Origin of the sequence: Octadecabacter temperatus (assembly GCF_001187845.1) — a bacterium.
In the GTDB taxonomy this organism is placed as follows: Bacteria; Pseudomonadota; Alphaproteobacteria; order Rhodobacterales; family Rhodobacteraceae; genus Octadecabacter; species Octadecabacter temperatus.
In genome coordinates, this window is record NZ_CP012160.1 from 424,926 (window position 1) to 449,674 (window position 24,749).

At 54.9% G+C, this 24,749-nt stretch carries 27 protein-coding genes; 14 read left to right on the top strand and 13 right to left on the bottom strand.

What is annotated here, in order from left to right:
- Nucleotides 1-73 precede the first annotated feature (73 nt).
- The 10 genes from odhB to mdh form a co-directional block, all read right to left on the bottom strand.
- Nucleotides 74-1,555: a 2-oxoglutarate dehydrogenase complex dihydrolipoyllysine-residue succinyltransferase gene (gene odhB / locus OSB_RS02270; RefSeq protein ID WP_412457885.1), complete on the bottom strand. Its 1,482-nt coding sequence runs from the start codon at nt 1,553-1,555 to the stop codon at nt 74-76.
- The gene (locus OSB_RS02275) at nt 1,555-4,512 is read right to left on the bottom strand and encodes a 2-oxoglutarate dehydrogenase E1 component (protein WP_049833457.1); all 2,958 of its coding nucleotides are present in this window, start codon (nt 4,510-4,512) and stop codon (nt 1,555-1,557) included. Before OSB_RS02275 ends, odhB begins: the two co-directional genes overlap by 1 nt.
- Nucleotides 4,513-4,572: 60 nt before the next feature.
- Complete coding sequence (gene sucD / locus OSB_RS02280) at nt 4,573-5,457, bottom strand: succinate--CoA ligase subunit alpha (RefSeq protein WP_049833458.1); 885 nt, start codon at nt 5,455-5,457, stop codon at nt 4,573-4,575.
- An 11-nt stretch (nt 5,458-5,468) separates the two neighbouring features.
- Nucleotides 5,469-6,032 carry a hypothetical protein gene (locus tag OSB_RS02285; protein WP_143831170.1) on the bottom strand — a complete coding sequence of 188 codons (564 nt, stop codon included), beginning with the start codon at nt 6,030-6,032 and terminating at the stop codon, nt 5,469-5,471.
- 8 nt (nt 6,033-6,040) lie between these two features.
- A complete protein-coding gene (locus OSB_RS02290) occupies nt 6,041-6,433 on the bottom strand; it encodes a hypothetical protein (RefSeq protein ID WP_143831172.1) in 393 nt (130 codons plus the stop codon).
- Nucleotides 6,434-6,498: 65 nt separating this feature from the next.
- Nucleotides 6,499-7,692, bottom strand: a complete 1,194-nt coding sequence (gene sucC, locus OSB_RS02295; RefSeq protein WP_049833461.1) for an ADP-forming succinate--CoA ligase subunit beta — start codon at nt 7,690-7,692, stop codon at nt 6,499-6,501.
- Between the two features lie 219 nt (nt 7,693-7,911).
- Nucleotides 7,912-8,526: a sulfotransferase gene (locus OSB_RS02300; RefSeq protein WP_049833462.1), complete on the bottom strand. Its 615-nt coding sequence runs from the start codon at nt 8,524-8,526 to the stop codon at nt 7,912-7,914.
- A gap of 133 nt (nt 8,527-8,659) precedes the next feature.
- Nucleotides 8,660-9,859, bottom strand: coding sequence for a hypothetical protein (locus OSB_RS02305; protein ID WP_049833463.1), 1,200 nt, complete (start codon nt 9,857-9,859; stop codon nt 8,660-8,662).
- An 81-nt stretch (nt 9,860-9,940) separates the two neighbouring features.
- Complete coding sequence (locus tag OSB_RS02310; protein WP_049833464.1) at nt 9,941-10,564, bottom strand: hypothetical protein; 624 nt, start codon at nt 10,562-10,564, stop codon at nt 9,941-9,943.
- Nucleotides 10,565-11,527 (bottom strand): malate dehydrogenase, encoded by a 963-nt coding sequence (gene mdh / locus OSB_RS02315; protein WP_049833465.1) that lies wholly within the window; start codon nt 11,525-11,527, stop codon nt 10,565-10,567.
- Nucleotides 11,528-11,739: 212 nt separating this feature from the next.
- On the opposite strand from mdh, the gene OSB_RS02320 reads away from it, so the two are divergent.
- A complete protein-coding gene (locus tag OSB_RS02320) occupies nt 11,740-12,483 on the top strand; it encodes a sulfite exporter TauE/SafE family protein (protein WP_049833466.1) in 744 nt (247 codons plus the stop codon).
- On the opposite strand, the gene OSB_RS02325 is transcribed toward OSB_RS02320, so the two are convergent.
- Nucleotides 12,480-12,776 carry a hypothetical protein gene (locus OSB_RS02325; RefSeq protein ID WP_049836010.1) on the bottom strand — a complete coding sequence of 99 codons (297 nt, stop codon included), beginning with the start codon at nt 12,774-12,776 and terminating at the stop codon, nt 12,480-12,482. The genes OSB_RS02320 and OSB_RS02325 overlap by 4 nt on opposite strands.
- Before the next feature lie 206 nt (nt 12,777-12,982).
- Between OSB_RS02325 and OSB_RS02330 the strand changes: the two genes are divergently transcribed.
- The 11 genes from OSB_RS02330 (at nt 12,983) to OSB_RS02380 (ending at nt 20,822) form a co-directional block, all read left to right on the top strand.
- On the top strand, nt 12,983-13,819 hold the full coding sequence (locus OSB_RS02330) for an HpcH/HpaI aldolase/citrate lyase family protein (protein WP_049833467.1): 837 nt from the start codon (nt 12,983-12,985) through the stop codon (nt 13,817-13,819).
- Nucleotides 13,816-14,373, top strand: coding sequence for an NnrU family protein (locus OSB_RS02335; RefSeq protein ID WP_049833468.1), 558 nt, complete (start codon nt 13,816-13,818; stop codon nt 14,371-14,373). Before OSB_RS02330 ends, OSB_RS02335 begins: the two co-directional genes overlap by 4 nt.
- Before the next feature lie 4 nt (nt 14,374-14,377).
- Nucleotides 14,378-14,581, top strand: a complete 204-nt coding sequence (locus OSB_RS02340; RefSeq protein ID WP_049833469.1) for a DUF1737 domain-containing protein — start codon at nt 14,378-14,380, stop codon at nt 14,579-14,581.
- Nucleotides 14,578-15,609 carry a MaoC family dehydratase gene (locus OSB_RS02345; protein ID WP_049833470.1) on the top strand — a complete coding sequence of 344 codons (1,032 nt, stop codon included), beginning with the start codon at nt 14,578-14,580 and terminating at the stop codon, nt 15,607-15,609. Before OSB_RS02340 ends, OSB_RS02345 begins: the two co-directional genes overlap by 4 nt.
- A gap of 241 nt (nt 15,610-15,850) precedes the next feature.
- Nucleotides 15,851-16,240 (top strand): succinate dehydrogenase, cytochrome b556 subunit, encoded by a 390-nt coding sequence (gene sdhC, locus OSB_RS02350; RefSeq protein ID WP_049833471.1) that lies wholly within the window; start codon nt 15,851-15,853, stop codon nt 16,238-16,240.
- A gap of 12 nt (nt 16,241-16,252) precedes the next feature.
- Entirely contained in the window at nt 16,253-16,624 is a 372-nt protein-coding gene (locus OSB_RS02355; RefSeq protein WP_049833472.1) for a succinate dehydrogenase, hydrophobic membrane anchor protein, read from the top strand.
- A 15-nt stretch (nt 16,625-16,639) separates the two neighbouring features.
- The gene (sdhA, locus tag OSB_RS02360) at nt 16,640-18,445 is read left to right on the top strand and encodes a succinate dehydrogenase flavoprotein subunit (protein ID WP_049833473.1); all 1,806 of its coding nucleotides are present in this window, start codon (nt 16,640-16,642) and stop codon (nt 18,443-18,445) included.
- The gene (locus OSB_RS02365) at nt 18,445-18,723 is read left to right on the top strand and encodes a hypothetical protein (protein WP_049833474.1); all 279 of its coding nucleotides are present in this window, start codon (nt 18,445-18,447) and stop codon (nt 18,721-18,723) included. The genes sdhA and OSB_RS02365 overlap by 1 nt, the downstream gene beginning before the upstream one ends.
- Nucleotides 18,724-18,742: 19 nt before the next feature.
- Nucleotides 18,743-19,042: a hypothetical protein gene (locus tag OSB_RS02370; RefSeq protein ID WP_049833475.1), complete on the top strand. Its 300-nt coding sequence runs from the start codon at nt 18,743-18,745 to the stop codon at nt 19,040-19,042.
- 18 nt (nt 19,043-19,060) lie between these two features.
- Nucleotides 19,061-19,840: a succinate dehydrogenase iron-sulfur subunit gene (locus OSB_RS02375; RefSeq protein WP_049833476.1), complete on the top strand. Its 780-nt coding sequence runs from the start codon at nt 19,061-19,063 to the stop codon at nt 19,838-19,840.
- A 139-nt stretch (nt 19,841-19,979) separates the two neighbouring features.
- Entirely contained in the window at nt 19,980-20,822 is an 843-nt protein-coding gene (locus OSB_RS02380; protein ID WP_049833477.1) for an urea carboxylase-associated family protein, read from the top strand.
- Here the strand turns inward: OSB_RS02380 and deoD are convergent.
- On the bottom strand, nt 20,819-21,523 hold the full coding sequence (deoD, locus tag OSB_RS02385) for a purine-nucleoside phosphorylase (RefSeq protein ID WP_049833478.1): 705 nt from the start codon (nt 21,521-21,523) through the stop codon (nt 20,819-20,821). The genes OSB_RS02380 and deoD overlap by 4 nt on opposite strands.
- Before the next feature lie 148 nt (nt 21,524-21,671).
- On the opposite strand from deoD, the gene OSB_RS02390 reads away from it, so the two are divergent.
- Both OSB_RS02390 and OSB_RS02395 read left to right on the top strand, forming a co-directional pair.
- A complete protein-coding gene (locus OSB_RS02390) occupies nt 21,672-22,028 on the top strand; it encodes a hypothetical protein (RefSeq protein WP_049833479.1) in 357 nt (118 codons plus the stop codon).
- Between the two features lie 77 nt (nt 22,029-22,105).
- Nucleotides 22,106-22,636 (top strand): DUF4329 domain-containing protein, encoded by a 531-nt coding sequence (locus tag OSB_RS02395; RefSeq protein WP_074202176.1) that lies wholly within the window; start codon nt 22,106-22,108, stop codon nt 22,634-22,636.
- 14 nt (nt 22,637-22,650) lie between these two features.
- Here the strand turns inward: OSB_RS02395 and OSB_RS02400 are convergent, their stop codons facing one another.
- Nucleotides 22,651-24,618 (bottom strand): protein meaA, encoded by a 1,968-nt coding sequence (locus OSB_RS02400; RefSeq protein ID WP_049836012.1) that lies wholly within the window; start codon nt 24,616-24,618, stop codon nt 22,651-22,653.
- Nucleotides 24,619-24,749 lie beyond the last annotated feature (131 nt).

Consider the following 24,749-nt stretch of genomic DNA (forward strand, 5'->3'; position numbering starts at 1 on the left):
CCCCGACCCTCCCCACGGGAGGGGGCTTCACCCCCACCCAGGGTCGCGGGCTGCCCTATGTTGCGTGCAGTCATTAGAGGTCCATGAGGAGGCGACGTGGATCCTCAAGCGCTTCTTTGACTCGTACGAGGAATGTCACAGCGCCTTTGCCGTCTACGATGCGGTGATCGTAGGACAGGGCGAGGTACATCATCGGGCGGATCACGACTTCACCTTTGATCGCCATCGGGCGGTCTTGGATTTTGTGCATGCCCAAGATGCCGGACTGTGGTGGGTTCAGGATCGGTGAGGACATCAGCGAGCCGTAGACGCCACCGTTAGAGATGGTGAACGTACCGCCCTGCATTTCTGCCATGGACAGTTTGCCGTCGCGGGCTTTCGCGCCCATTTCGGCGATGGCTTTCTCGATGCCAGCGAAGGACATCTGATCCGTGTCGTTCAGAACCGGAACCACGAGGCCCGTTGGCGTACCCGCCGCGATGCCCATGTTGACGTAGTTTTTGTAGACCACATCGGTGCCGTCGATCTCGGCATTCACCTCAGGCACTTCTTTCAGGGCGTGGATACAAGCCTTGGTGAAGAAGGACATGAAGCCGAGTTTGACACCGTGCTTCTTGAGGAACAGGTCTTTGTACTCGTTGCGCAGGGCCATCACCTCGGTCATGTCGACCTCGTTGTAGGTGGTCAGCATGGCGGCGGTGTTCTGAGAGTCCTTGAGGCGACGCGCGATGGTCTGGCGCAGGCGCGTCATCTTCACGCGTTCTTCGCGGGCTTCTTGGTTTGCAGCGACTGGCGCGCGTGGCGGTGCGGCTGCAACAACTGCGGGCGCAGGGGCTGCCAATGCGTTCAACACGTCCTCTTTCATCACGCGGCCGTCTTTGCCGGTGCCTGTGACGTCTGTCAGATTGTTTTCTGCCATCAGTTTTTTGGCGCTTGGCGCGTCTTCGACGTCCTTTGCTGAGGATGCCGCTGCCGGAGCCGCGGCTGCCGCTGCTGCGGGCGCTGGGGCCGCGTTTGCGTCTGTGGACATGATCGCGAGCTTGCCGCCCGCTTCAACTGTTGCGCCTTCTTCGGCAAGGACTGTGGTCAACACGCCAGCGGCAGGTGCAGGCACCTCAACAGAAACTTTGTCGGTCTCAAGCTCACACAGCATTTCATCTGCGACGAATGCTTCGCCCGGCTTTTTGAACCATGTGGATACTGTTGCTTCGGTTACGGATTCACCGAGCGTTGGGACCATGATGTCCATTTCATTTCCTCCGGATGCAGGTTCGGCCGCCGCTTTTGCAGCAGGAGCAGCCTTTGTTGGGGCGGCTTCGCCACCAGCTGAGATTTGAGCCAGTAGCGCATCAACACCAACTGTATCGCCTTCGGCAGCTACGATTTCGGACAGGGTGCCAGCGGCGGGTGCTGGGACCTCAACCGTTACTTTGTCTGTTTCAAGTTCACACAGCATTTCATCCTGCGCGACAGTATCGCCGGGCTTTTTGAACCATGTTGCGACAGTTGCTTCTGTGACGGATTCGCCAAGGGTTGGGACGCGGACTTCGGTCATTATTTTGATCCTTTAACGGTGAGCGCTTCGTCAACGAGAGCGGCTTGTTCTGCTTTGTGGCGCGACGCGAGGCCCGTTGCGGGCGATGCGGAAGCGGCGCGACCCGCGTAAACGGGACGTGTGTGTGTGGCTTTGATCCGTGTGAGGACCCATTCGATGTTGGGTTCCATGAACGACCAAGCGCCTTGGTTCTTTGGCTCTTCCTGACACCAAACCATTTCGGCATTCGCGAAGCGTTCCAATTCCTTCACCGCGGACTGTGCTGGGAAAGGATAGAACTGTTCGTAGCGCATGATGTAGACGTCATTGATGCCACGTGCGTCGCGTTCTTCCAGAAGGTCATAGTAGACTTTGCCTGAACACATAACGACGCGTTTGATTTTGTCGTCTGCAACCAATTTAGTGTCTGAATTTCCGTGCTGGGCGTCGTCCCACATAATGCGGTGGAAGGATGAACCGTCTTGGAATTCTTCCGCTTTGGACACTGCCATCTTGTGACGCAAAAGCGATTTCGGCGTCATCATTATCAGCGGCTTGCGGTAGCTGCGGTGCAACTGACGGCGCAGGATGTGGAAGTAGTTGGCCGGTGTTGTACAGTTCGCAACGATCCAGTTGTCGCCGCCACACATGGTGAGGAAACGTTCCAGACGTGCGCTTGAGTGTTCTGGCCCTTGGCCTTCATAACCGTGCGGTAACAGGCAAACGAGACCGGACATGCGCAGCCATTTGGATTCACCAGAACTGATGAATTGGTCAAACATGATCTGCGCGCCGTTGGCGAAATCACCGAACTGGGCTTCCCAAAGGGTCAGCGCGTTTGGTTCTGCCAACGAGTACCCATATTCAAATCCAAGCACGGCATATTCAGACAACATGGAGTCGATGACTTCGTAGTTGCCTTGGCCGTCACGGATATGGTTGAGCGGGTAGTAACGCTCTTCTGTGTCTTGGTTCACGAGGCCAGAGTGACGCTGCGAGAACGTACCACGTGTGGAATCCTGACCGGACAGGCGAACAGGGTAGCCTTCAGTCATTAAAGAACCAAACGCGAGCGCCTCACCAGTTGCCCAATCGAACCCTTCGCCGGTTTCGAACATCTTGGCTTTCGCGCCAAGAATACGGCCAACGGTTTTGTGCAGTGGGAAGCCTTCGGGTGCAGAGGAAAGCGCCTGACCGATTTGGTCAAACGTTTCTTTCTTGATCGCGGTTTTACCGCGCTGATATTTGTCTTTCTGGCTGTCCAGATGGGACCACTTGCCATCAAGCCAGTCAGCCTTGTTTGGCTTGTAGTCAGTTCCGGCTTCGAATTCAGCAGCCAGATAATCCTGGAACGTCTGCTTCATATCCTCAATCTCGCCCTCAGGCATGAGGCCGTCTTTCACGAGGCGGTCTGTATAGAGCGTCAGTGTTGTCTTTTGCTGTTTGATCTTCTTGTACATCACCGGGTTGGTGAACATCGGTTCGTCGCCCTCATTGTGACCAAAGCGGCGGTAACAGATGATGTCCAGAACCACGTCTTTGTGGAACTTCTGGCGGAATTCAGTCGCGACGCGTGCGGCGTGAACCACGGCTTCTGGGTCGTCGCCATTCACGTGGAAAATCGGTGCTTCGACGACCAGCGCGTTGTCGGTCGGGTAGGGGGATGAGCGCGAGAAGTGCGGCGCAGTTGTGAACCCGATCTGGTTGTTGACGACGATGTGCATTGTGCCGCCTGTGCGGTGACCGCGCAGACCTGAAAGCGCAAAGCCTTCTGCAACAACGCCTTGGCCCGCAAAGGCCGCATCGCCGTGCAGCAGGATCGCCATGGATTTCGTGCGGTCGACGTCGTTTGTCTGGTCCTGTTTGGCGCGCACTTTACCAAGAACAACTGGGTTCACGGCCTCAAGGTGGGACGGGTTCGCAGTCAAAGACAGGTGAACCGAATTGCCGTCGAACTCACGGTCAGATGACGCGCCGAGGTGGTATTTCACGTCGCCAGAACCATCAACGTCTTCGGGCTTAAAGGAACCGCCCTGAAATTCGTTGAAGATCGCGCGGTACGGCTTTTCCATAACATTGGCGAGAACGGACAGGCGGCCACGGTGGGGCATGCCAATCACGATATCTTGGAGACCCAACTGGCCGCCACGTTTGATGATCTGCTCCATCGCGGGGATCAGGCTTTCGCCGCCATCAAGGCCGAAACGCTTGGTGCCCATGTATTTGACGTGGAGGTATTTCTCAAAGCCTTCGGCCTGAACAAGGCTGTTTAGGATCGCCTTGCGGCCTTCTTTGGTGAAGGCAATCTCTTTGCCGTAGCCCTCAATGCGTTCTTTCAGCCAGCCCGCTTCTTCTGGGTTGGAGATGTGCATGTATTGCAGCGCGAACGTGCCGCAATAGGTGCGGCGCACGATGGCGATGATTTCGTTCATCGTTGCGTGCTCAAGGCCCAGCACGTTGTCGATGAAGATCTTGCGATCCATATCGGCGGCGGTGAAGCCGTAAGACGCGGGGTCCAGCTCAGGGTGTGGAGTCTGGTCGCGCATGCCGAGCGGATCAAGGTCAGCAACCAAGTGTCCGCGAATACGGTAGGCGCGAATGATCATCAGAGCGCGGATGGAATCCAGAACCGCATTGCGCACTTGGCCCTCAGATATGGCAACGCCTGCATCTGCGGCCTTTGCTTTGATCTTCTTGCCCGCAGCCTCAGGCTCAGCGGCCCACTGACCGTCAAGCGCGGCTGTTAGGTCGTCATTCGGAACAGGCGGCCAATCGGCGCGGCCCCAAGAGGCGCCAGCGGCCTCGGCTTTGGCATCGGATGGGGCATCCCCCAAGGACGCGAAAAAGTCTCGCCAGCTTTCATCGACCGCATTCGGATCATCCGCATACCGCGCATAAAGCTGCTCGATATATTCCGCGTTGTGCCCTTGCATGAAGGAAGAAGCGTGAAAGATGTCGTTGGAAGATTGATCAGTCATTATGGCACCCAAAGGCAAAATGGACAAAGACCGCCCTTTGGAAAAGGGCGGCCAGATTGTTTATTTGGAGATAGCTTCCAGCACAGCTTCGCCCAATGTCGCAGGGCTATCAGCCACAACGATACCAGCAGACTTCATTGCTTCGATCTTGCTTTCAGCATCGCCTTTACCACCAGCAACAATCGCACCAGCGTGGCCCATGCGGCGGCCTGGAGGGGCTGTGCGGCCTGCGATGAAACCAGCAGTTGGCTTCCAGCGGCCCTTTTTCTTTTGGGCTGTCAGGAATTCAGCGGCTTCTTCTTCTGCGGAACCACCGATTTCACCGATCATGATCATGGAGTGTGTTTCGTCGTCGTCGAGGAACATGTCCAAGATATCGATGTGCTCAGTGCCCTTGATAGGGTCGCCGCCGATGCCTACAGCAGTGGATTGGCCAAGGCCGGAGTCAGATGTCTGCTTCACGGCTTCGTAAGTCAGCGTACCGGAACGCGACACAACGCCAACAGAACCACGCTTGTGGATGTGGCCCGGCATGATGCCGATTTTGCATGCGTCAGGTGTGATAACGCCTGGGCAGTTTGGACCAACGAGGCGGGACTTGGAGCCTTCCAAAGCGCGCTTCACTTTCATCATGTCCAGAACTGGAATGCCTTCAGTGATACAGATGATCAATTCCATCTCGGCGTCGATCGCTTCGAGGATGGAATCCGCTGCGAAGGGCGGAGGCACGTAGATCACAGAAGCATTCGCTTCAGTCACATGCATCGCTTCGTGAACGGAGTTGAAGATCGGCAGGTCAAGGTGCGTTTGACCGCCCTTACCAGGTGTCACGCCGCCAACCATTTTGGTGCCATAAGCGATGGCCTGCTCAGAGTGGAATGTACCCTGAGAGCCCGTCAGACCCTGACAGATTACTTTGGTGTTTTCGTCGATGAGAATAGCCATTGGGGCGTCCTTTATTCGGTAACAGTTGCGATAGCTTCAACGCGGCCGAGGCCTGGTTGAGCTTGAACGAGAGAGAAGTAGATGACTGGAGGGGCATTCGGCACGACAAAGACGTTTTCCGCCGTGTCCGCACCAAATTGCATTTCTCCAATATTAACGGCTGAGCCGCCGTGTTTTTGTTGCACGTAGTTTGAAATTGCCGAGCTCAGGTCCCGGCCTTCTTTCAGCATGATCATGCAAACCTTGGCGCCATCACGATTGCCTAGCGCCACCAGTGGCGCGCCATTTTCGCTGGCCCACATTTCAAGGCCGTCAAATGATGCGGTTGCCATCAGGAAGTAACCATTTGCCTGAACTGCAGCACGCGTTCCCGCTGGATTGGCTGGGAAGCGGCCACAAAATGCGTCAAATGTTGTGATTGCGGTTGCTGGGCTTACGGACGGTGCGACTGTTTCAGCTGTAATTGAGTCGACACGTTCCAGCGCCTCTGGCGTGATTGTAACACCCGGCGCGGGTGTTTCACAGGCAGCGAGGGTGCTGAGCGTGAGGGCTGAAAGGGCGAGGTTCTTAAACATGCGCATCTTTAATAGGTTCCATACAAAAAGGCAGTTATTGATCCGGTTGCATTGATCCGCAGATCAACATCTGGAAATTCAGCAGCTACTCGGTCTCGGGCTTCCTCAACGGTTTCAATTGGTGTCCAAACCATGGAACAGAACGGGTTGTTTCCACTCGTGCTGGCGGGCTGAACATTGAAACTGATGACGTACTGGTTGTCGGTATAGATTTCGATGCTTTCGTGGAACGTGTAGCGCGAGGTTTCGAGCAAATGCAGCGCGTTACGAAGGCGCCCTTCGTTGATAAAGCAAACACGCCTGAACTCGGACATAGCGAAATCCAAGTTAACAGTTTCGACACCCGCATCGGGCATCAAGAACAACTCTTCACGCACCGCATCTTTTTCGGCGTCTGACATGCAAGCCCCAAGAAACATGAGGCTTGCACTTAAAGAGATGGCGAGTTTGCGCACGGTTCGGGTCCTTAACCTTTAACCGCTTTTACGATCTTTTCGGCGCCGTCTTTCAGGTCGTCCGCTGCGATCACGTCAACGTCGGAGTTGTTGATGATGGCTTTGCCTTCTTCAACGTTTGTCCCTTCGAGACGAACGACGAGCGGAACCTTCAGGCCCACTTCTTTCACCGCAGAAACAACGCCCTCGGCGATTACATCACAGCGCATGATGCCGCCGAAGATGTTGACGAGGATGCCTTTGACCTGTGGGTCAGACGTGATGATTTTGAAGGCTTCGGTCACTTTCTCTTTGGTGGCACCGCCACCAACGTCGAGGAAGTTCGCAGGCTCAGCACCGTAAAGCTTGATGATGTCCATTGTCGCCATCGCGAGGCCAGCACCGTTGACCATGCAGCCGATTTCGCCGTCGAGGGCGATGTAGTTCAGGTCGAACTTGGAGGCTGCCAATTCTTTCGGGTCTTCTTCTGTTTCGTCGCGCAGGGCCGCGATGTCAGCGTGGCGGTAAACCGCGTTGCCATCAAAAGCCACTTTAGCGTCGAGAACTTTAAGATCACCGGAGTCAGTTACGATCAACGGGTTGATCTCAAGCATCTCCATGTCTTTTTCAGTGAAGGCTTTGTAAAGCTGGCCCATCAGTTTCACGCACTGCTTAACCTGCTGGCCTTCAAGGCCAAGGGCGAAGGCAACGCGGCGGCCGTGATAGGCTTGGTAGCCAGTCGCCGGATCAACTGTGAAATTCAGGATCTTTTCAGGTGTGTTCTCAGCCACTTCTTCGATGTCCATGCCGCCTTCAGTGGAGACAACGAAACCGATGCGGGATGTCTGACGATCAACCAGCAGGGCGAGGTACATTTCTGTTTCAATGCCAGAACCGTCTTCGATGTAGATGCGGTTCACTTGCTTGCCGGCTGGGCCAGTCTGGTGCGTGACCAATGTGCGGCCCAACATCTTCTTGGCTTCTTCAGCCGCTTCAACTGCGGACTTCGTCAGGCGAACACCGCCGGCATCGCCAGCGTCTGCTTCTTTGAATTTACCTTTGCCGCGGCCACCTGCGTGGATCTGCGCCTTAACAACCCAAAGCGGGCCGTCCATTTCGCCAGCAGCTGTTTTTGCGTCTTCAGCCTTGAGGACTGCGCGGCCATCACTGACGGGCGCCCCGTATGAAGCGAGCAGTGCTTTTGCCTGATATTCGTGAATGTTCATGAAGTCGTCCTTCGGTCTGATATGCGTTAAAACGATATAGACCTATTTTGAATTCATTCAGAAAGGGTTTCTTGGCGGAATCGCCGAAAAAGCGACATTTGTGATCACAGCTTTAAAAAGTGTGATCACAAATAGCTGCCGCCGGTTTGATGTACCCCGACAACTATGCGATTCGTGATAACGAAAGGGTTAATTCTGCAGCCGAAAGTGATTGCGATCTTACGCGTTGCGTTTGCGATTTGCTTTTGCTTTTGCAATGCGCTTTGTCTCGTTGCCCCAATATTTCAGGTTTAACTCGATTTCAGGTGCAACGAACTCGGCGATTTTTTCACCGCTATCGACACCCAATTCGAATTCAAGCAATTTCCCGGGCTTGTCGGCAAAATAGGACCGAACGGCAGCGTTGTGTTCATACCACTTGTCGCGCCAGCGCGTGCAGATCTCGGCGATATCTGCAGTTCCGTAGTGGCGGATATATTGGCGGTAATATTTACCTTTACGGTGGTTCAATCTGCTCATGATCCAACCGTTTACATCGCGGTAATTCAGGATGAATTTCGCATCAGGATATTGTTGATCAAGGAGCTCGTAGTCGCGGTAGGCCTCGATTGGAGGGCTTTCTTTGGCGATCGATTCCATGTCGCCGAAGAAGACGATGTCTTCGTATTGCGCTAGCGGTTTTTCGCCCGACAGTTTTGCGGCGTGGATATCCTCTGCGAGTCTACCGCCTTCGTAATGCAGCGCAGGGTATCCTGACCGTTTGAATAAGACGAATATGGAACGCGTGGCTGTTTTGTTAAGGCCGACCAAAAAAACCTTAGGTGTATCCGACACTTTCTACTCCATTTTGGTGGAGTTCTATATCAGCGTCACGCGTGTTCACAAGTCTGCAGGCTGAGCGCTGGAATTGGATCGTGCCAATTAGGTGAGGCCCGCGCGCGTGACGCGGGCCCGAGGTTTCGCTGAATTAATTCAGGATTACTGCGTAAAAGGCAGCATCCCCGCCAACCATGCGTTCAAACGAGCGCCATGCCTGCCCAGACATCTCGGGACCACGTTCGACGTAAGGCAAGATGGACTCGCCTTGGATGAGCGCGATGATGTCCAGTTCCGGCGGGTTTTGCATGAAGGCAGCAACGTTGATGCCCATGCCTTCTGGCAGACGCCAATGGGGGATCAGCAGCTCACCGTTCAACATCATTTCGGCTTCGGTCAACACGTTGCGCCATTGATCGCCAAGATCTGCTGGGAACGGAATGGGCAGGGCGCTGTCTTGGGCTTTATTGGGGATCCATTCACGGTCATTGTCGTTTTCGCGGCTAACCCGATCCCAGAACACTTTGTTGTCTTGGATCATACCCAGAAAATGGGTGTGCGCTGCACGACTGCGGTCCACATCCACAGGACCTTCGATCGCGTGAATGAACATCGCGGCCATATCGAGCCAGCGGTCTTCATCATAAAACATCAGATACTCGCGCTCATCGCGGCCCATTTCCTGGAACACTGCAGCGCTGGTGGTTACACGTTCAATCGCTTGCGACGGGCTAACGGCGAGGATGGTCTCGCTGACCCCACTTAGAAGGTGGGCATAGGCAGACAGCCAAGCAGCGTCAGATGTGTCAAAACGCACGATAGGGGGAACGAAGTCCGTGTCCAAACCACGGTTCAGGTCACCACCAGCAACCTCGAACAGGCTTTCACCTGCGTCATAGGTGCCGTTCATGTTGATGTCGAACCAGAGGTCGGCTGTGTTAATAACAACGCCAACGTCATCGCCATCCGAAATTTCATCGAGCTGGTCCAATGCACCATCAAGGTCCGCAAGTGCGGCTGTGAAAATCTCTTCGATAACCTCGGGGTAAAACCCTTCGGGCGAGGGGTTCTGGGCGACGGGCAGACGCAGGAATGGCAAGCCAGACATCTCTGCCATCTCTTGATCTACGCCAACACGATACTGGGTTTGCAACGCCTGCTCGACGACGCTGAGAAAGTGAACGCCGCCCAAGGCAAAGCGATCAGACGGGGTGGGGTTTGATATTTCCGACAAAGCGGATTTGGTCTGGGAAAGCCCCAGATCACGGATCATCGCGGAGTATTCGGTATCCGCGCGGGCAGCCGCAGCAACTGTGATGCCGACAATAGCGGCGGGAATGATGAAACGCATGTGAGTCTCCTTTGATTAATGTGAACATAGTTCATGAACAACGTTCAGTCAAGGAGTGGTGCCGTGCAAAACTCCTGCGTGTTAACCGTCGGGGTAGTTCTGAACCATAAAGTCTTCGTCATAACGCGCATAGGCAGAGCGGCAGACTTGTGGGAACGTTGCCGTACTCAGTGCACTCAGAGGATAGCTGCGTTCATTCGTCGTAAGGACTTGCTTGTCGACATCATCCGCTTGGACAATGGCATCGCCTGTCAAAAGGTTAACGGAACAGGTGATTACAGCCGCGTAAATCCGGTCTGCGTAGCTATCGTCGTATCCGATGATCTTAATTTCACCATCTCGCGCGTCCACCGTGACAGAGCTGGTGCTATGGTAGCGACCGCAAGCAAAACAGCCCCAATAAATACGCAGATTGCCGTTCGCCTGAATCTCGAGAGTATCGAAGTCAGACTGGTTGATGGGCACGACAAAGGCAGCGTCGAAATCCCGATCACCGCGATTTTCAAAAGGGCGTATCGTGACGATGTCATATCTGTCGTTGAGGGCGAAGACGCTGGTGGCCTCCAATTCTCCATCCCCGTCAAGATCGGTCAGTACCGTTTGAACGGGGTCCGGCATCGCATCATAGTCGACGATCGGTTGGGAATGTGCGCTGGTGGCGAGGGTCAGCCCCGCCACCAGCAAAAGGTTTTTAAGCAAGCTCAATTAAGCAAGTGAGCCATCGATGCCGATACACGCATCAACGAGGCCCTTAACAGCCGCAACAGAGTTGTCGAACATCGCTTGCTCGGCTTTGTTCATCTTGATGTCGATTACACGCTCAACGCCGCCGGCGCCGATAACGGTTGGAACACCAACATACATGCCGTTCAGACCAAGCGCGCCGTCAACGTGGGCGGCACATGGCAGAACGCGCTTTTGGTCCTTGAGGAAGGCTTCAGCCATTTCAATCGCGGATGTTGCTGGCGCGTAGAACGCGGAGCCAGTTTTCAACAGGCCAACGATTTCAGCACCGCCATCGCGTGTGCGCTGGATGATTGCGTCCAGTTTGTCTTGTGTGGTCCAACCCATGTCCACGAGGTCAGGAAGCGGGATGCCACCAACTGTGGAGTAACGTGCCAGTGGAACCATTGTGTCGCCGTGGCCACCCAGAACGAATGCAGTCACGTCGCGCATGGAAACGTTGAATTCCTCAGCGAGGAAGTGACGGAAACGCGCGGAGTCAAGAACACCTGCCATGCCGCAAACCATGTTGTGTGGCAGGCCGGAAAATTCGCGCAGTGCCCAAACCATCGCATCAAGCGGGTTTGTGATACAGATAACGAACGCGTTTGGCGCGTGCTTGGCGATACCTTCGCCAACGGATTTCATAACCTTGAGGTTGATGCCCAGCAGATCATCACGGGACATGCCTGGCTTACGTGCAACACCGGCAGTCACGATGCAAACGTCTGCGCCTGCGATGTCTGCGTAGTCGGATGTGCCGGACATTGCAGCGTCAAAACCCTCGGACGGGCCGGATTCTGCGATGTCGAGTGCTTTACCTTGTGGCAGGCCGTCAGCGATGTCGAACAAGACGACGTCGCCCAATTCTTTAACAGCTGCGAGGTGGGCGAGTGTACCGCCAATGTTTCCGGCGCCGATCAGGGCAATCTTAGGTCTGGCCATTGTAAATGGATCCTTGTGTGCGTTCGAAGTTGGTTGTTTTAGTCGCAGCTTGCCTAGTCCTTTGCCTTGGCTGGTGCAAGTGTGATGCGCCGCAGTGCGGCATAGGCCATTGTTTGTAGGGGAAAGTTTGCGTATTGGTGCGAAAAGTCACGGGATCGATTTCGCCCTGTTAGCGCAACCGGTTGTGATTCCTGATCGGAAAGGTCGATGCAGTGGACGGTACATATTTTTGGATGTTGGGCATCGCCGCGTCGTTTTGTGTTGGCTTGTCCAAGGGGGGCTTGCCAGCGTTCGGGATGCTTGGCGTGCCGCTGTTATCGCTCGTTATTTCACCAGTCGCGGCGGCGGGATTATTGCTGCCGGTGTTCGTGTTTTCCGATATTTTCGGGATTTGGGCCTACCGTAAAGAATACAGTCGCGACGTCGTGCGTATCGCTGTTCCGGGTATTCTGTTGGGGGCATTGGTTGGTTGGTTTACAGCCTCGATCGTCCCTGAACAGCTCGTGCGTTTTCTGATTGGTGTGATTGGCACGGTCTTCGCGCTGTCGCTGTTGATACGACGCGAGGTCAGTGGTCCGCCCAAAACAGCGACTTGGGGAAAAGGTCTGTTTTGGACATCGGTCGCTGGGTTTACCAGCTTCGTCAGCCATGCTGGAGCGCCACCTTGGCAAATTTGGGTGTTGCCGCAACGTCTGTCAAAACTGGCTTTTGCGGGAACGACCACGATCGTCTTTGCGATCATGAATGTCTCAAAGATCGTGCCGTACTATTATCTTGGCCAATTAGAACTGCAGAACCTGCGCATAGCGGCAATGTTGTTCCTACCTGCGGTGGTCGCGGTGTTTATTGGCGTCCGTTTGGTAAAGATCATACCGGATAAGGTCTTTTTCACGATCGTCGCATGGGCACTTTTGTTGGTCTCAGCGAAATTGATCTGGGACGGAATTTTCGGTTAAGCACCGCTGTCTGTATTGGGTAGGGCTTCAGCCAAAACTTGAAACGCAGCGCCACTTGCAACCAGGCATGTCGGGCCGCCGGGGGCTGTGACCGTAATTGTCCATGTCCCCGTTTCTAAAGACGCAAACACTTCAACGACAGTGTTATCCGCACTGATACCGATGGATTGACGGGACTCGCCATAACCACTGGCAAGCCGTTCGACGACCATCCCGTGTTCTGCGCAGTTGTTGGACTGGGCGCTGGCGGTGGTGGCCAGCATCACGGCGGCAGTTGCGAGGACTTTAATCATCGTGGTCTCCTGTCGGTGACGTGCAATGGCACGCTGCAAGGGGTGAATTTTCGTTAACCAACCTTCGCCATTAACCTTTGAGAATTGGTTAATGCGCTGCAACGGTGCCTGTTGCGCTGCGCTGCGGCATTTTGGGGCTTGCAACATCGCGAGGAATCTGACCCCTTTGGCGCAACAATGTTTCGTTGCCATTTAAGGATGCCACCATGACCCGCCCATATCGTTCCGCCCTTTATATCCCCGGTTCGCGTCCACGCGCATTGGACAAGGCGCGGGGCCTGCCCGTGGATGTGATCCTGTTTGACCTAGAAGATGCGGTCACGCCGGATGAGAAAATCACCGCACGTGCTACGCTGGCAGAGGAGTTGGGTAAGGGCGGTTATGGTGACCGTCTGAAGGTCGTGCGTATCAACGGGTTGGACACTGAATGGGGCGCCGAGGACGCCAAAGCTGCCGAGGCGATGGATTGCGATGCGGTGTTGCTGCCGAAGGTGAATTCAGCCGCCGACGTTGATGCGCTGGCCGCGCTGACGGGTAAGCCTGTTTGGGCGATGATGGAAACGCCGCTCGGGATTTTGAACGCACTGGAAATCGCAGCGCACCCGAAGATCGAAGGTTTTGTTATGGGCACCAACGATCTGGCGAAAGACCTTAACACGCGCACACGTGACGCGATGGTGACGTCTTTGCAGATGTGCCTACTGGCGGCACGCGCGCACGGCGTTGTTGCAATTGATGGTGTGTTCAATGCGTTCAAAGACGAAGACGGGCTGAAAGTGGAATGCGAACAGGGCCGTGATTTCGGGTTTGATGGCAAAACGCTGATCCACCCCGCGCAGGTCGCCGTGGCGAATGCAGCATTTGCGCCGACTGAAGCAGAAATCGACCTTGCCACACGACAGATCGCGGCCTTTGCCGAGGCTGAAGCAGGCGGGCAGGGCGTTGCTGTTGTTGATGGCAAGATCGTCGAGAACTTGCATATTGTGACAGCGCGGGCGACTTTGGCGAAAGCTGAAGCAATCGCAAAGTTGGATACTGAATGACCCTGATAGTTATTGGCCTACTCATCTGGGTCGCAGCCCATTTGTTCAATCGCGTAACAGGACGCCCAAAGATCGAGCCGTCGTCAGGTAAACCCTACGCGGTGGTGTCGATTATCGTTTTGGCCAGTGTGGTTTTGATGGTGATCGGGTATCGCAGTGCGAATGGTGCGGTTTATTGGGATCGCGGCAACGGGCTGGTCTGGCTGAACAATCTGCTGATGGTCGCGGCGTTTTATTGCTACGCGGCAAGTGCAGCCAAGGGTGTCAAAATTTGGCTGGGTCGCCAGATTCGCCACCCACAGCTGACGGGCTTTGGTCTCTGGGCAGTGGCGCATTTGTTGGTAAACGGGGATACACCCTCGTTCATTTTGTTTGGCGGCTTGCTGGCGTGGGCGATTGTCCACGCACGCATCCTAAGTGCTACAGAAGGACCGTGGGTGCGATTGCCTGCGGCGCCTCGAAAGAAAGAAATCGTTGCCCTTGTGATTACGGTCATCGTGACCTGTGTTGTGATGGGTATCCACTACGCGCTCGGCGCGCAACCTTGGGGTTAAGAACATGAAAATTTACCGCCTGTTAACCGAAGACGACACATCCGAGTTTTGCCACAAGGTTTCCCTCGCTCTGTCCAAAGGTTGGACGCTTTATGGTGATCCGACCTATGCCTATGACCACGCCAATGGCGTCATGCGTGCAGGGCAGGCCGTGACCAAAGAGATTGAGGCAGATTACACGCCAGACATGAAATTGGGCCAACAATGACCAAGACGAACGCGGGCAATTTCTTTGAAGACTACGCCATCGGCCAAGTGATCGATCATGCCGTTCCGCGCACCGTTTCTGGTGGCGAACGTGCCCTTTATCATATGCTGTATCCAGCGCGTCACGCGCTGCATTCATCCGATGCGTTTGCGCAAAAATGCGGGTTGGCGAACAGCCCGATGGACGACCTGATCGCGTTTCATATCGTATTCGGCAAATCGGTCCCTGATATTTCGCTGAACGCGGTGGCGAACCTTGGGTATGCCGAATGCCGCTGGATTACGCCGGTGCAGCAAGGCGATACGATACGCTCAACGTCTGAGGTCATCGGGCTAAAGCAGAATTCGAATGGCAAGTCTGGTGTTGTCTACGTACGGACCACGGGAACGAACCAACGCGGCGAAACGGTGATGCAGTTTGTGCGCTGGGTCATGGTGCGCAAAGGTGATCTGGATGCGCCAGCACCTGAGACAGTTATTCCTGAGCTTGCCTCAACAGTTGCGGCCAATGATCTTGTGATCCCCGATGGGCTGTCTTTTGCAGATTACGATTTCACGTTGGCCGGCGAAGCGCATCGCCTTGGCGACTACAAAGTGGGCGACATTATCGACCACGTGGATGGCGTTACCATTGAGGAAGCCGAACACATGATGGCGACGCGTCTTTGGCAGAACACGGCCAAGGTGCATTTCGATGTGACATCGCGGCCAGACGGCAAGCGCTTGATGTATGGCGGGCACGTCATTTCCATGGCCCGCGCGCTGACGTTTAACGGGCTGGCCAATGCGCAAATGATGGTTGCGATCAACGCTGGCGCACATGCCAACCCTTGCTTCGCTGGGGACACGGTGCGTGCTTGGTCCGAAGTTCTCGATACCGCTGAAACCGCCGCACCGGGCGTTGGTGCGATCAGGTTACGACTGGTTGCGACGAAAGGTGGAGAGGTCGGCACCCTAAAAGGTGACGACGCTAGGTACCTTCCACACGTGCTGCTGGATTTGGACTATTGGGCGTTGATTCCCGTTTGAATTCTATCTGGGAAACCGATTTTCCGACTGTTTCAGTAAGAAAACACATATTCCCGAAGATCGTTACTTTGTGATCACTGGTTACGGACCTGTGATCACAAATGCGAAAAAAGAGGCGATCTGCCTCGAATTTCTGCATCGGTTAGCGCCCACGCGCCGTGACACCGCCGGATAATCATTTAAAAGGATAGTAACATATGCCGTTGCATATAGACGGCATGAACAAGCGTAAGGATACGATATGGCTGACGTCAATCGGGGCAACCGCCCGCTTTCTCCATTCATGATCGGGCCTTACTACCGCCCCCAATGGACGTCGATGTCATCGATTTTCGTCCGCATTACGGGGATTGGTCTGTTGTTTGGCGCGATCTTGGTTGTGTGGTGGCTGATCGCGGCTGCGACCTCTGAGGGCGCTTTTGCCTTTATCGACGGTCTGCTGCGCGGGTTCCTTGGGGATATCATCCTGTTTTTTGGTACTTGGGCGCTGTTTTACCACATGCTGGGGCGGTTGCGTCATGTGATCTGGGATTTCGGCTATATGCTCGAAGTCGACAAATCCGAGCTTTTTGCTCAGATGATGGTCGTGGTGTCTTTCCTTATAACCATCTTTTTCGTCATCGTATTGTAGGGGGCTAAAACTATGGCTTTTCTAACTGACCGTAAACGCGCTGCAGGTCTTGGCTCTGCCAAAACCGGAACCGAACAGTTCTGGAAAATGATCAAAAGCTCGATTGCCTTGCAGGTAATGATCCCGCTGTTCGTGATCACCTTCGGGCTTGGCCTTGGGGGCACCCACGAAGAGGTTTTGGTCTATTTTGGTCGCCCACTGCCTGCCATCATCTTGGCACTGTCGCTGATTGTCTGCGTGTCCCATTTCGCGGCAGAGGCCGCCGAAGCGGTCGAAGACTACGTGCATGGATTGGCACAGAAACTCACCCTGATTGGCGTTAAGGCCATCTCATACCTTTTGATCGCAGTCGGGCTGTTCGCGCTTGCCCGCATGGCTCTGTAAGACGGAAAGACAACAATGGCTGAATACGAATACGAGACGCATGAATATGACGTCGTAGTGGTTGGCGCCGGCGGTGCTGGTTTGCGTGCCACACTTGGTATGGCGGAACAGGGCCTGCGCACGGCCTGTATTTCCAAGGTTTTCCCAACACGTTCCCACACCGTTGCGGCACAGGGCGGCATTGCGGCGTCCCTTGGTAACATGGGGCCGGACAGCTGGCAGTGGCACATGTATGACACCGTAAAAGGGTCTGACTGGTTGGGCGACACGGATGCGATGGAATACCTCGCCCGTGAAGCACCAAAAGCGGTTTATGAGCTTGAGCATTACGGCGTACCGTTCTCGCGTACTGAAGAAGGTAAGATCTATCAGCGTCCATTTGGCGGTCACACGACAGAATTCGGTGACGGCCCACCTGTGCAGCGGACCTGTGCTGCGGCTGACCGGACAGGCCACGCAATCCTTCACACGCTGTATGGTCAGTCCCTGAAGCAACAGGCTGAGTTCTACATCGAGTATTTCGCGATCGATTTGATCATGTCCGACGATGGCGTCTGCACTGGTGTTGTTTGCTGGAAGCTTGATGACGGCACGATGCATGTCTTCAACGCCAAGATGGTTGTGTTGGCGACGGGCGGTTACGGCCGTGCGTACTTCTCTGCCACTTCCGCGCACACCTGTACAGGTGATGGCGGCGGCATGGTGGCCCGTGCGGGTCTGCCATTGCAGGACATGGAATTCGTTCAGTTCCACCCAACGGGCATCTACGGATCAGGCTGCCTGATCACCGAGGGCGCGCGCGGCGAAGGCGGTTATCTGACCAACTCTGAGGGCGAGCGTTTCATGGAACGTTACGCGCCGAACTACAAAGACCTCGCGCCGCGTGACTACGTGTCCCGCTGTATGACGATGGAAATGCGCGAAGGCCGCGGTGTTGGCGCAGGGGGTGATCACATTCACCTCAACCTCAACCACCTTCCGAAGGAAGCGCTGGCGGAACGTCTGCCTGGTATTTCTGAATCCGCGCGGATTTTCGCGGGTGTGGACGTGAACAAAGAGCCGATCCCTGTTTTGCCAACTGTGCACTACAACATGGGCGGTATTCCGACGAACTACTTTGGTGAGGTTTTGAGCCCCACAGCGAAAGACCCGAACGCAGTTGTTCCGGGCCTGATGGCTGTTGGTGAAGCGGGTTGTGCATCCGTGCATGGCGCGAACCGTCTTGGGTCTAACAGTCTGATCGACTTGGTCGTCTTCGGCCGTGCCGCCGCAATCCGCGCGGGTAAAGTTGTGGACCGCGATGCCGCAATTCCGAGCACGCACAAGCCGTCTGTTGATAAAGCGTTTGATCGTTTTGATGGGCTGCGTAACGCGAACGGTGGCACACCGACTGCGGAATTGCGCCTTGAAATGCAAAAAACGATGCAAGCAGACGCCGCAGTGTTCCGTACCGACAAGACGCTGAAAGAAGGCGTTGAGAAGATGACCGAAGTTGCGGGCAAGATGGGCGATTTGTCCGTCACTGACCGCTCGCTCGTCTGGAACTCTGATCTGATGGAAACGCTGGAACTGGCGAACCTGATGCCGAACGCATTGGCGACAATCGTCGGTGCTGAGGCGCGCAAAGAAAGCCGTGGTGCACATGCCCATGAGGATTACGCAACGCGTGACGACGAAAACTGGCGTGTTCACACGATCAGCCACGTCGATGGTGCAAAGGTCAAACTGAGCCACCGTCCGGTTATCACCAAACCGCTGAGCACCGAAAAAGAAGGCGGCATCAGCCTCAAGACCATCGCCCCGAAAGAACGGACGTTCTAATGCGCGCAGCGGTCCTTCTTCTCGCACTTGCTGCCTGTACCCCTGTTCCGGTTTCACCGGAGCGGGCGGCGGAAATCTGCGAAGAGAAAGCAAGAGCCGCGCAAGGGCCAACAGGATCTGTTACCGTTGGTACCAATAGCAATTCAGGTGGCTTCGGGGGCGTTGAGATTGGCTTGTCGTCGGACTTCATCGCGGGGCGTGACCCGCTTGAAGTTTATGGCCAATGTATCTTTGATCGGACCGGCGCATCCCCCATTCGCCCACCTGTACTGCGCTAATTTGAGTTTGGAGAAAAACATGAAATTGATCGCCACACTAACCGCCGCCACACTGACATTGTCTGCATGCGCGGTTGTTGAAACAGCCGCTGTAGATACTGGTCGCGAAGCCGCCAAAGCGGTCGTTGGTCCAATCGTTGCTGACACGATCCCTGGCCCAGCCGGTGTCGCTATCACCAATTGCGTGATCGACAACGCATCTGGCGAAGAACTGTTTGCAATCGGAGTTCAGGGTGCAACGCCTGAGAACATCACACTCGTTTCCAATATCCTTGCACGGCCCGAAACCGTGACCTGCGCAACCTCTGCGCTGACTTAACAACAGGAGCCTATAGACATGGTTCAGCTGACCCTGCCCAAGAATTCCCGCATGACGACGGGTAAAACATGGCCCAAGCCTGAGGGCGCCAGCAATCTGCGCAAAGTGCAGATCTATCGCTGGAACCCTGATGATGGGAAAAACCCAAGCTTGGACACGTATTTCGTCGACTTGGATAGCTGTGGACCAATGGTTCTGGACGTTCTTATCAAGATCAAGAGCGAGATTGACCCAACGCTGACATTCCGCCGGTCTTGCCGCGAGGGGATTTGCGGATCTTGTGCGATGAACATCGACGGCATCAACACGCTGGCCTGTATCTACGGCATGGATGAGATTGCGGGCGACATAAAAATCTACCCACTGCCGCACATGCCTGTGGTCAAAGATTTGATCCCGGACCTGACGCACTTTTACGCGCAGCACGCATCTGTCATGCCGTGGCTCGAGACAAAAACCAACCGCCCCGCGAAAGAGTGGAAGCAGTCGGTTGATGACCGTAAAAAGCTTGATGGGCTTTATGAATGCGTCATGTGCGCCTGCTGTTCAACGTCCTGCCCATCATACTGGTGGAACGGCGATCGCTACCTTGGGCCAGCAGCCTTGTTGCATGCATACCGCTGGATCATCGATTCACGCGATGAGGCGACGGGTGAGCGTTTGGACGATCTTGAAGATCCGTTCAAATTGTACCGCTGCCACACCATCATGAACTGCGCCAAGACGTGCCCTAAGGGTCTGAACCCAGCGGCCGCGATTGCGCATGTTAAAAAGATGATGATCGAGCGGACTGTTTGATCTGAAAGAAATGTGCGCTTGCGCGCTTAGTTAGTTTCGAAAATTGAAAAGCGGTGTCTCTAATTAGAGGCGCCGCTTTTTGTTTGCTATGGGACGCTCCGCGGGGGATATTTTTAAAACAAAAGCAAAGGAACGATAGATGTCAGAACCTAACGACGCTGCCGCACGCCGCGCGGTTGAGCCTGTAATTTGCTACCCGACCAACGATTTTCCGCAGCCTGATTTGACGCTTTATCAGCGGGCGGCTGCGAGTGCCGTTGTTGCTGTTGAGGCCACAGCGCAGCCGCGTGAGGCGTCATGTCTTGAGGTTCCGGCAGGGAGTTTTCTGCGTATTACCTCGGTTGAGGGAGCGCAGGTTGGAGATCTGAACCTGTTTAATGCGGCTGATTTGAGTGAGCGGTTTTATTCAGGTAAGACCCGTGCACTGCATGGCACGCACGTCAGTACTGGTGAGCGCCTTTGGTCCAGTTTCCCGCATTTGCGCCCGATGGCGACAATCGTGAGGGACACCTTGGATTGGTACGGAATCGATGAATATGGCGGGTCGGTTCATGACGTAATCGGAACGCGGTGCGATCCTTATACTGGGCGCTTACTGCAGGGGCATGATTACCACCATTGTTGCCATTCAAACCTGACGCGCGCGTTGGCGGATCATCTGGGTATTTCTGTGCAAGAGGCCGAGCCGCATATTCATGACGTATTGAACGTCTTTATGTGCACAGGTTTTACCCGCGAAACGGGGCAATATTTTATGAAGGCGTCGCCGGTTCGGCCTGGGGATTACATCGAGTTGTTCGCTGAGATTGATATGTTGGCAGTGCTGAGCGCTTGCCCAGGTGGGGATTGTGGAGCTGAGCATACCAGTGACACAGCCCCATGCTATCCGTTGCACATGTCTGTGCGCACGCCCGTTGAAGGGGCGTTATCGGGATGGGTTCCACCTGAGCGAAATGCCTATGACGGAACCCATGGCCGTTAGGCGAAAGCGGCCTTTAGTGCGATTTCGATCATGTCACCAAAGCTGCGTTCGCGCTGATCTGAAGGCAGGGCTTCGCCTGTAAGCAGGTGGTCGGAGACTGTCATGACGCCGAGTGCGCGGCGACCGTAGCGTGCTGCGAGCGTGTAGAGTTCCGCCGCCTCCATTTCGACACCCAAGATGCCGTGGCGTTGCATTTCTTTATTCAGGTCGGGACGTTCATCATAGAATGTATCTGACGAATAGATGCTGCCGACATGCACGCCGACATCCATGCCTTCTGCGGCGTGGAAGGCTTTGTGCAATAGGTCAAAGTCTGCCACTGGCGCGTAGTTCAATTCTTTGAATATGGTTGAGCTTGGCGTTGCCACTGTACAGGCCGTCATCGCCAAAATCACATCGCGCACTTTGACATGGTCTTGCATACCGCCACAGGACCCGATGCGAATGAGCGTCTGTACGTCAAAGTCTCGGATCAATTCGTTCGCGTAGATAGACATGGACGGCATGCCCATGCCCGACCCTTGGATCGTAACGCGGTTGCCATTCCATTCACCGGTGAAGCCATACATGCCGCGTACTTCGTGGACGCATTTGGCATTTGTCAGGAACGTTTCGGCCGCCCATTTCGCACGATATGGATCGCCCGGCATCAGTACTACGTCAGCAATATCGTCTTTATCCGCACCAATATGGATGGTCATGTGTGTCGCTTTCTGTCTGGAGTTCGCCCAATGCTAGGCTTGTGTGCAGGCAGGTTCAAGAGGCGTAGCGGGGTCGGGAAATCCTGACTGGCGATAAGCATGAACGGTGTTCAATATTGGTCGCAGGTTACACATGAAAGGACCTCATATGTTCTATAAATCAATTGGTATTCTTGCGCTTTGCGGTGGGCTGGCCGCCTGTGATGTTGTTACGCATCCGGTTGCGGTCGTCGGCCCAAGCAACACGGTTTATCGTGGTACGGCCACGGCGACCCTGTTTGAAGGCGGTTGGTTTCAGGTTAGCAACGGAGCGAATACCTGTCAGGGGCGCTACAGCCCGGGTACGATGGGGACGACCACGACCTTCCCAGTTACTTGTACCAACGGTCTGACAGGTATCGGCACCGCAACGTATCAATCCGCGCTTGAGGGTGGTGGTGAAATCACCATGCAGGATGGCACGCAGTGGCAGTTTATCTTTGGGCGTCGCTCACTCGGTCTGTAAAGTTTTGCGGCGGTACTCGCGACTTGAATACCGCCGCTGTTCGCAGCAATCTGCCACTGAAACAGATTGGACACTGCATGTTTAGAATTACTATTTTCGCCGTTGCCCTGACCCCAATGATTGCACCTGCTGCGGTATTCGCACAGAGCGCGGAAGAACTGGCAATGGTGAGAGAAATTTATGCAGACCTAAATCCGCTTTCCATCGCTCAGGACATTGAATTTTGCGGCTACATTGGGCTCGATGATGATGGCAACTTGGCGTTTTCAGAACCGACCCCCGGAAACAACGATAGCTGCCTTGCCGATGATCCAACCAACCTCAACATCATCACGACGTCCTACCATACCCACGCCGCGTTTTCGCCGGATTACTCCAGTGAACTCCCAAGCGGTACCGACATGGAAGGCGATGAGGATGAGGGTATTGATGGCTGGGTTGCTACACCGGGTGGGCGGCTTTGGTATATTGATACCGAAGACATGACCACGCGCCAGATTTGCGGGATCGGCTGTTTACCGTCCGATCCCAATTTCGTCGCCGGCGACAGCGGCATCATTGAGCAAAGCTATAGCTACGATGAACTGGTCGTTAAACTTGACGAGTAATACGGTTGGGCGATCTATTCCGCTGCGACGTCCGTTGGGTCAGCCAAATCCACGATATCATCCATGATGCGGTTCAGCTCAAAGTCTTTCGGCGTGTAGACCCGCGCGACACCCATGTTTGACAGGCGATCCGCGTCTTCATCTGGGATGATGCCACCAACGACGACTGGAATATGGGACAACCCTTGGGCTTTCATCTTTTCCATCAGCTCTGAAATTAGTGGAATGTGCGAACCGGAAAGAATGGACAGGCCGACAACGTGTACATCATCGCGGATTGCCGCTTCGATGATTTCGTCCGGTGTCAGGCGGATGCCTTCATAGGTAATATCCATCCCACAATCGCGTGCGCGTGCAGCGATTTGTTCGGCACCATTAGAATGTCCATCAAGGCCTGGTTTGCCCATCAGGAACTTCAATTTCCGTCCGAGTTTTGAGCTGACCGCAGACACGCGGTCACGAATGTCATCAAGCCCTTCGGTACGGTTTGACGGGTTATGGGACACACCTGTCGGGCCACGATACTGGCCAAATGCTTGGCGGATAACTTCGGCCCATTCGCCTGTTGTTACACCAGCCTTTGCAGCGGCGACGGACGGGATCATGATGTTTGTGCCGTCCAACGCAGCGGCTTTCAAATCGGCCAGTGCTTTGGCGACTGCTTTGTCATCGCGGTCAATTTTCCACGCGTTCAAGCGCGCAAGCTGGTCTGCCTCGGCCTTAGGGTCGGACACCATGATTGCATCTTCGCCGGATGTCAGTGGGGAAGGTTCGCCGTTCTGGAATTTGTTCACGCCGATAACAGTGGTGTCACCGCTTTCGATCCCAGCAATACGCGCGGCGTTGGATTCAACCAAACGCGCTTTCATGTATTCGATTTTTTCTTGCGCATCACCCATGCCGTTAATCTGGGACAGCTCTTCCATCGCACCCTTTTTCAGCGCTGCTACTTTACGCTCGACCGCTGGGTTGCCCTCAAACAGGTCGTCGTATTCCAGAAGATCCGTTTCAAACGCGAGGATCTGTTGCATGCGTAAGGACCATTGCTGGTCCCACGGGCGCGGCAGGCCAAGGGCTTCGTTCCACGCAGGCAATTGCACGGCGCGGGCGCGGGCGTCCTTTGACAGCGTCACGGCGAGCATCTCAATAAGAATACGGTAAACGTTGTTTTCTGGCTGCTGCTCAGTCAACCCGAGTGAGTTCACCTGAACCCCGTAGCGGAAACGGCGGAATTTTGGGTTTTCAACGCCGTAGCGTTCGGTGCAAATCTCATCCCAAAGTTCTACAAAAGCGCGCATTTTGCACATCTCGGTGACGAAGCGGATGCCAGCGTTTACGAAGAATGAGATACGTCCAACCATTGCGGGGAAGGCTTCGGCAGGGACTTTGCCCTTTAGATCATCCAGCACGGCAATCGCGGTAGCCAACGCAAAGGCCAGTTCTTCCTCAGGCGTCGCGCCCGCTTCTTGCAGGTGGTAGGAACAGACGTTCATCGGATTCCATTTTGGCAGGTGTTCGCGGGTAAACGCAGCGACATCTGTGATCATGCGCAAGGACGGGGCAGGCGGGCAAATATAGGTGCCGCGGCTAAGGTATTCTTTGATGATGTCGTTTTGCACAGTGCCTTGCAGGGCGGACACGTCCGCACCCTGTTCTTCGGCAACAGCGATATAAAGCGCGAGCAACCAAGGCGCCGTCGCGTTGATCGTCATCGAGGTGTTCATTTTCTCAAGCGGGATATCGTCGAACAGTGCGCGCATGTCGCCCAAGTGGTTCACCGGAACGCCGACTTTGCCGACTTCGCCTTTAGAAAGAACATGATCACTGTCATAGCCCGTCTGCGTTGGCAGATCGAAGGCGACCGAAAGGCCCGTCTGCCCCTTGGCGAGGTTGCCGCGATACAGTTCGTTCGACGCTTTGGCTGTTGAGTGACCAGCGTAGGTTCTAAATAGCCAAGGGCGGTCTTTTTGCGTCTGCGACATGGTACGGCCTCGTGAATCAGGGTGCGCAATTTTATTGCTTGGATAGGTAGTTATCGGAAAGATAATACCTTTGTCAACGCGCTGCACTGCGGCATTTTTTGGCTTTTTGTCCCCATTGCCGAAGCGCCCAA

Bases quoted from the DNA above. Each gene is read 5' to 3' on its own strand.
- OSB_RS02325 (WP_049836010.1), bottom strand. From the start codon at position 12,776: ATGATTAAAGTCCTCGCAACTGCCGCCGTGATGCTGGCCACCACCGCC.
- OSB_RS02305 (WP_049833463.1), bottom strand. From the start codon at position 9,859: ATGCGTTTCATCATTCCCGCCGCTATTGTCGGCATCACAGTTGCTGCG.
- OSB_RS02370 (WP_049833475.1), top strand. From the start codon at position 18,743: ATGAAATTGATCGCCACACTAACCGCCGCCACACTGACATTGTCTGCA.
- sdhA (WP_049833473.1), top strand. From the start codon at position 16,640: ATGGCTGAATACGAATACGAGACGCATGAATATGACGTCGTAGTGGTT.
- OSB_RS02285 (WP_143831170.1), bottom strand. From the start codon at position 6,032: ATGTTTAAGAACCTCGCCCTTTCAGCCCTCACGCTCAGCACCCTCGCT.
- deoD (WP_049833478.1), bottom strand. From the start codon at position 21,523: ATGACCATCCATATTGGTGCGGATAAAGACGATATTGCTGACGTAGTA.
- OSB_RS02355 (WP_049833472.1), top strand. From the start codon at position 16,253: ATGGCTTTTCTAACTGACCGTAAACGCGCTGCAGGTCTTGGCTCTGCC.
- sucC (WP_049833461.1), bottom strand. From the start codon at position 7,692: ATGAACATTCACGAATATCAGGCAAAAGCACTGCTCGCTTCATACGGG.
- OSB_RS02330 (WP_049833467.1), top strand. From the start codon at position 12,983: ATGACCCGCCCATATCGTTCCGCCCTTTATATCCCCGGTTCGCGTCCA.
- odhB (WP_412457885.1), bottom strand. From the start codon at position 1,555: ATGACCGAAGTCCGCGTCCCAACCCTTGGCGAATCCGTCACAGAAGCA.
- OSB_RS02340 (WP_049833469.1), top strand. From the start codon at position 14,378: ATGAAAATTTACCGCCTGTTAACCGAAGACGACACATCCGAGTTTTGC.
- OSB_RS02380 (WP_049833477.1), top strand. From the start codon at position 19,980: ATGTCAGAACCTAACGACGCTGCCGCACGCCGCGCGGTTGAGCCTGTA.
- OSB_RS02375 (WP_049833476.1), top strand. From the start codon at position 19,061: ATGGTTCAGCTGACCCTGCCCAAGAATTCCCGCATGACGACGGGTAAA.
- sucD (WP_049833458.1), bottom strand. From the start codon at position 5,457: ATGGCTATTCTCATCGACGAAAACACCAAAGTAATCTGTCAGGGTCTG.
- OSB_RS02395 (WP_074202176.1), top strand. From the start codon at position 22,106: ATGTTTAGAATTACTATTTTCGCCGTTGCCCTGACCCCAATGATTGCA.
- OSB_RS02335 (WP_049833468.1), top strand. From the start codon at position 13,816: ATGACCCTGATAGTTATTGGCCTACTCATCTGGGTCGCAGCCCATTTG.
- OSB_RS02290 (WP_143831172.1), bottom strand. From the start codon at position 6,433: ATGTCAGACGCCGAAAAAGATGCGGTGCGTGAAGAGTTGTTCTTGATG.
- OSB_RS02275 (WP_049833457.1), bottom strand. From the start codon at position 4,512: ATGACTGATCAATCTTCCAACGACATCTTTCACGCTTCTTCCTTCATG.
- OSB_RS02345 (WP_049833470.1), top strand. From the start codon at position 14,578: ATGACCAAGACGAACGCGGGCAATTTCTTTGAAGACTACGCCATCGGC.
- OSB_RS02400 (WP_049836012.1), bottom strand. From the start codon at position 24,618: ATGTCGCAGACGCAAAAAGACCGCCCTTGGCTATTTAGAACCTACGCT.
- OSB_RS02390 (WP_049833479.1), top strand. From the start codon at position 21,672: ATGTTCTATAAATCAATTGGTATTCTTGCGCTTTGCGGTGGGCTGGCC.
- mdh (WP_049833465.1), bottom strand. From the start codon at position 11,527: ATGGCCAGACCTAAGATTGCCCTGATCGGCGCCGGAAACATTGGCGGT.
- sdhC (WP_049833471.1), top strand. From the start codon at position 15,851: ATGGCTGACGTCAATCGGGGCAACCGCCCGCTTTCTCCATTCATGATC.
- OSB_RS02365 (WP_049833474.1), top strand. From the start codon at position 18,445: ATGCGCGCAGCGGTCCTTCTTCTCGCACTTGCTGCCTGTACCCCTGTT.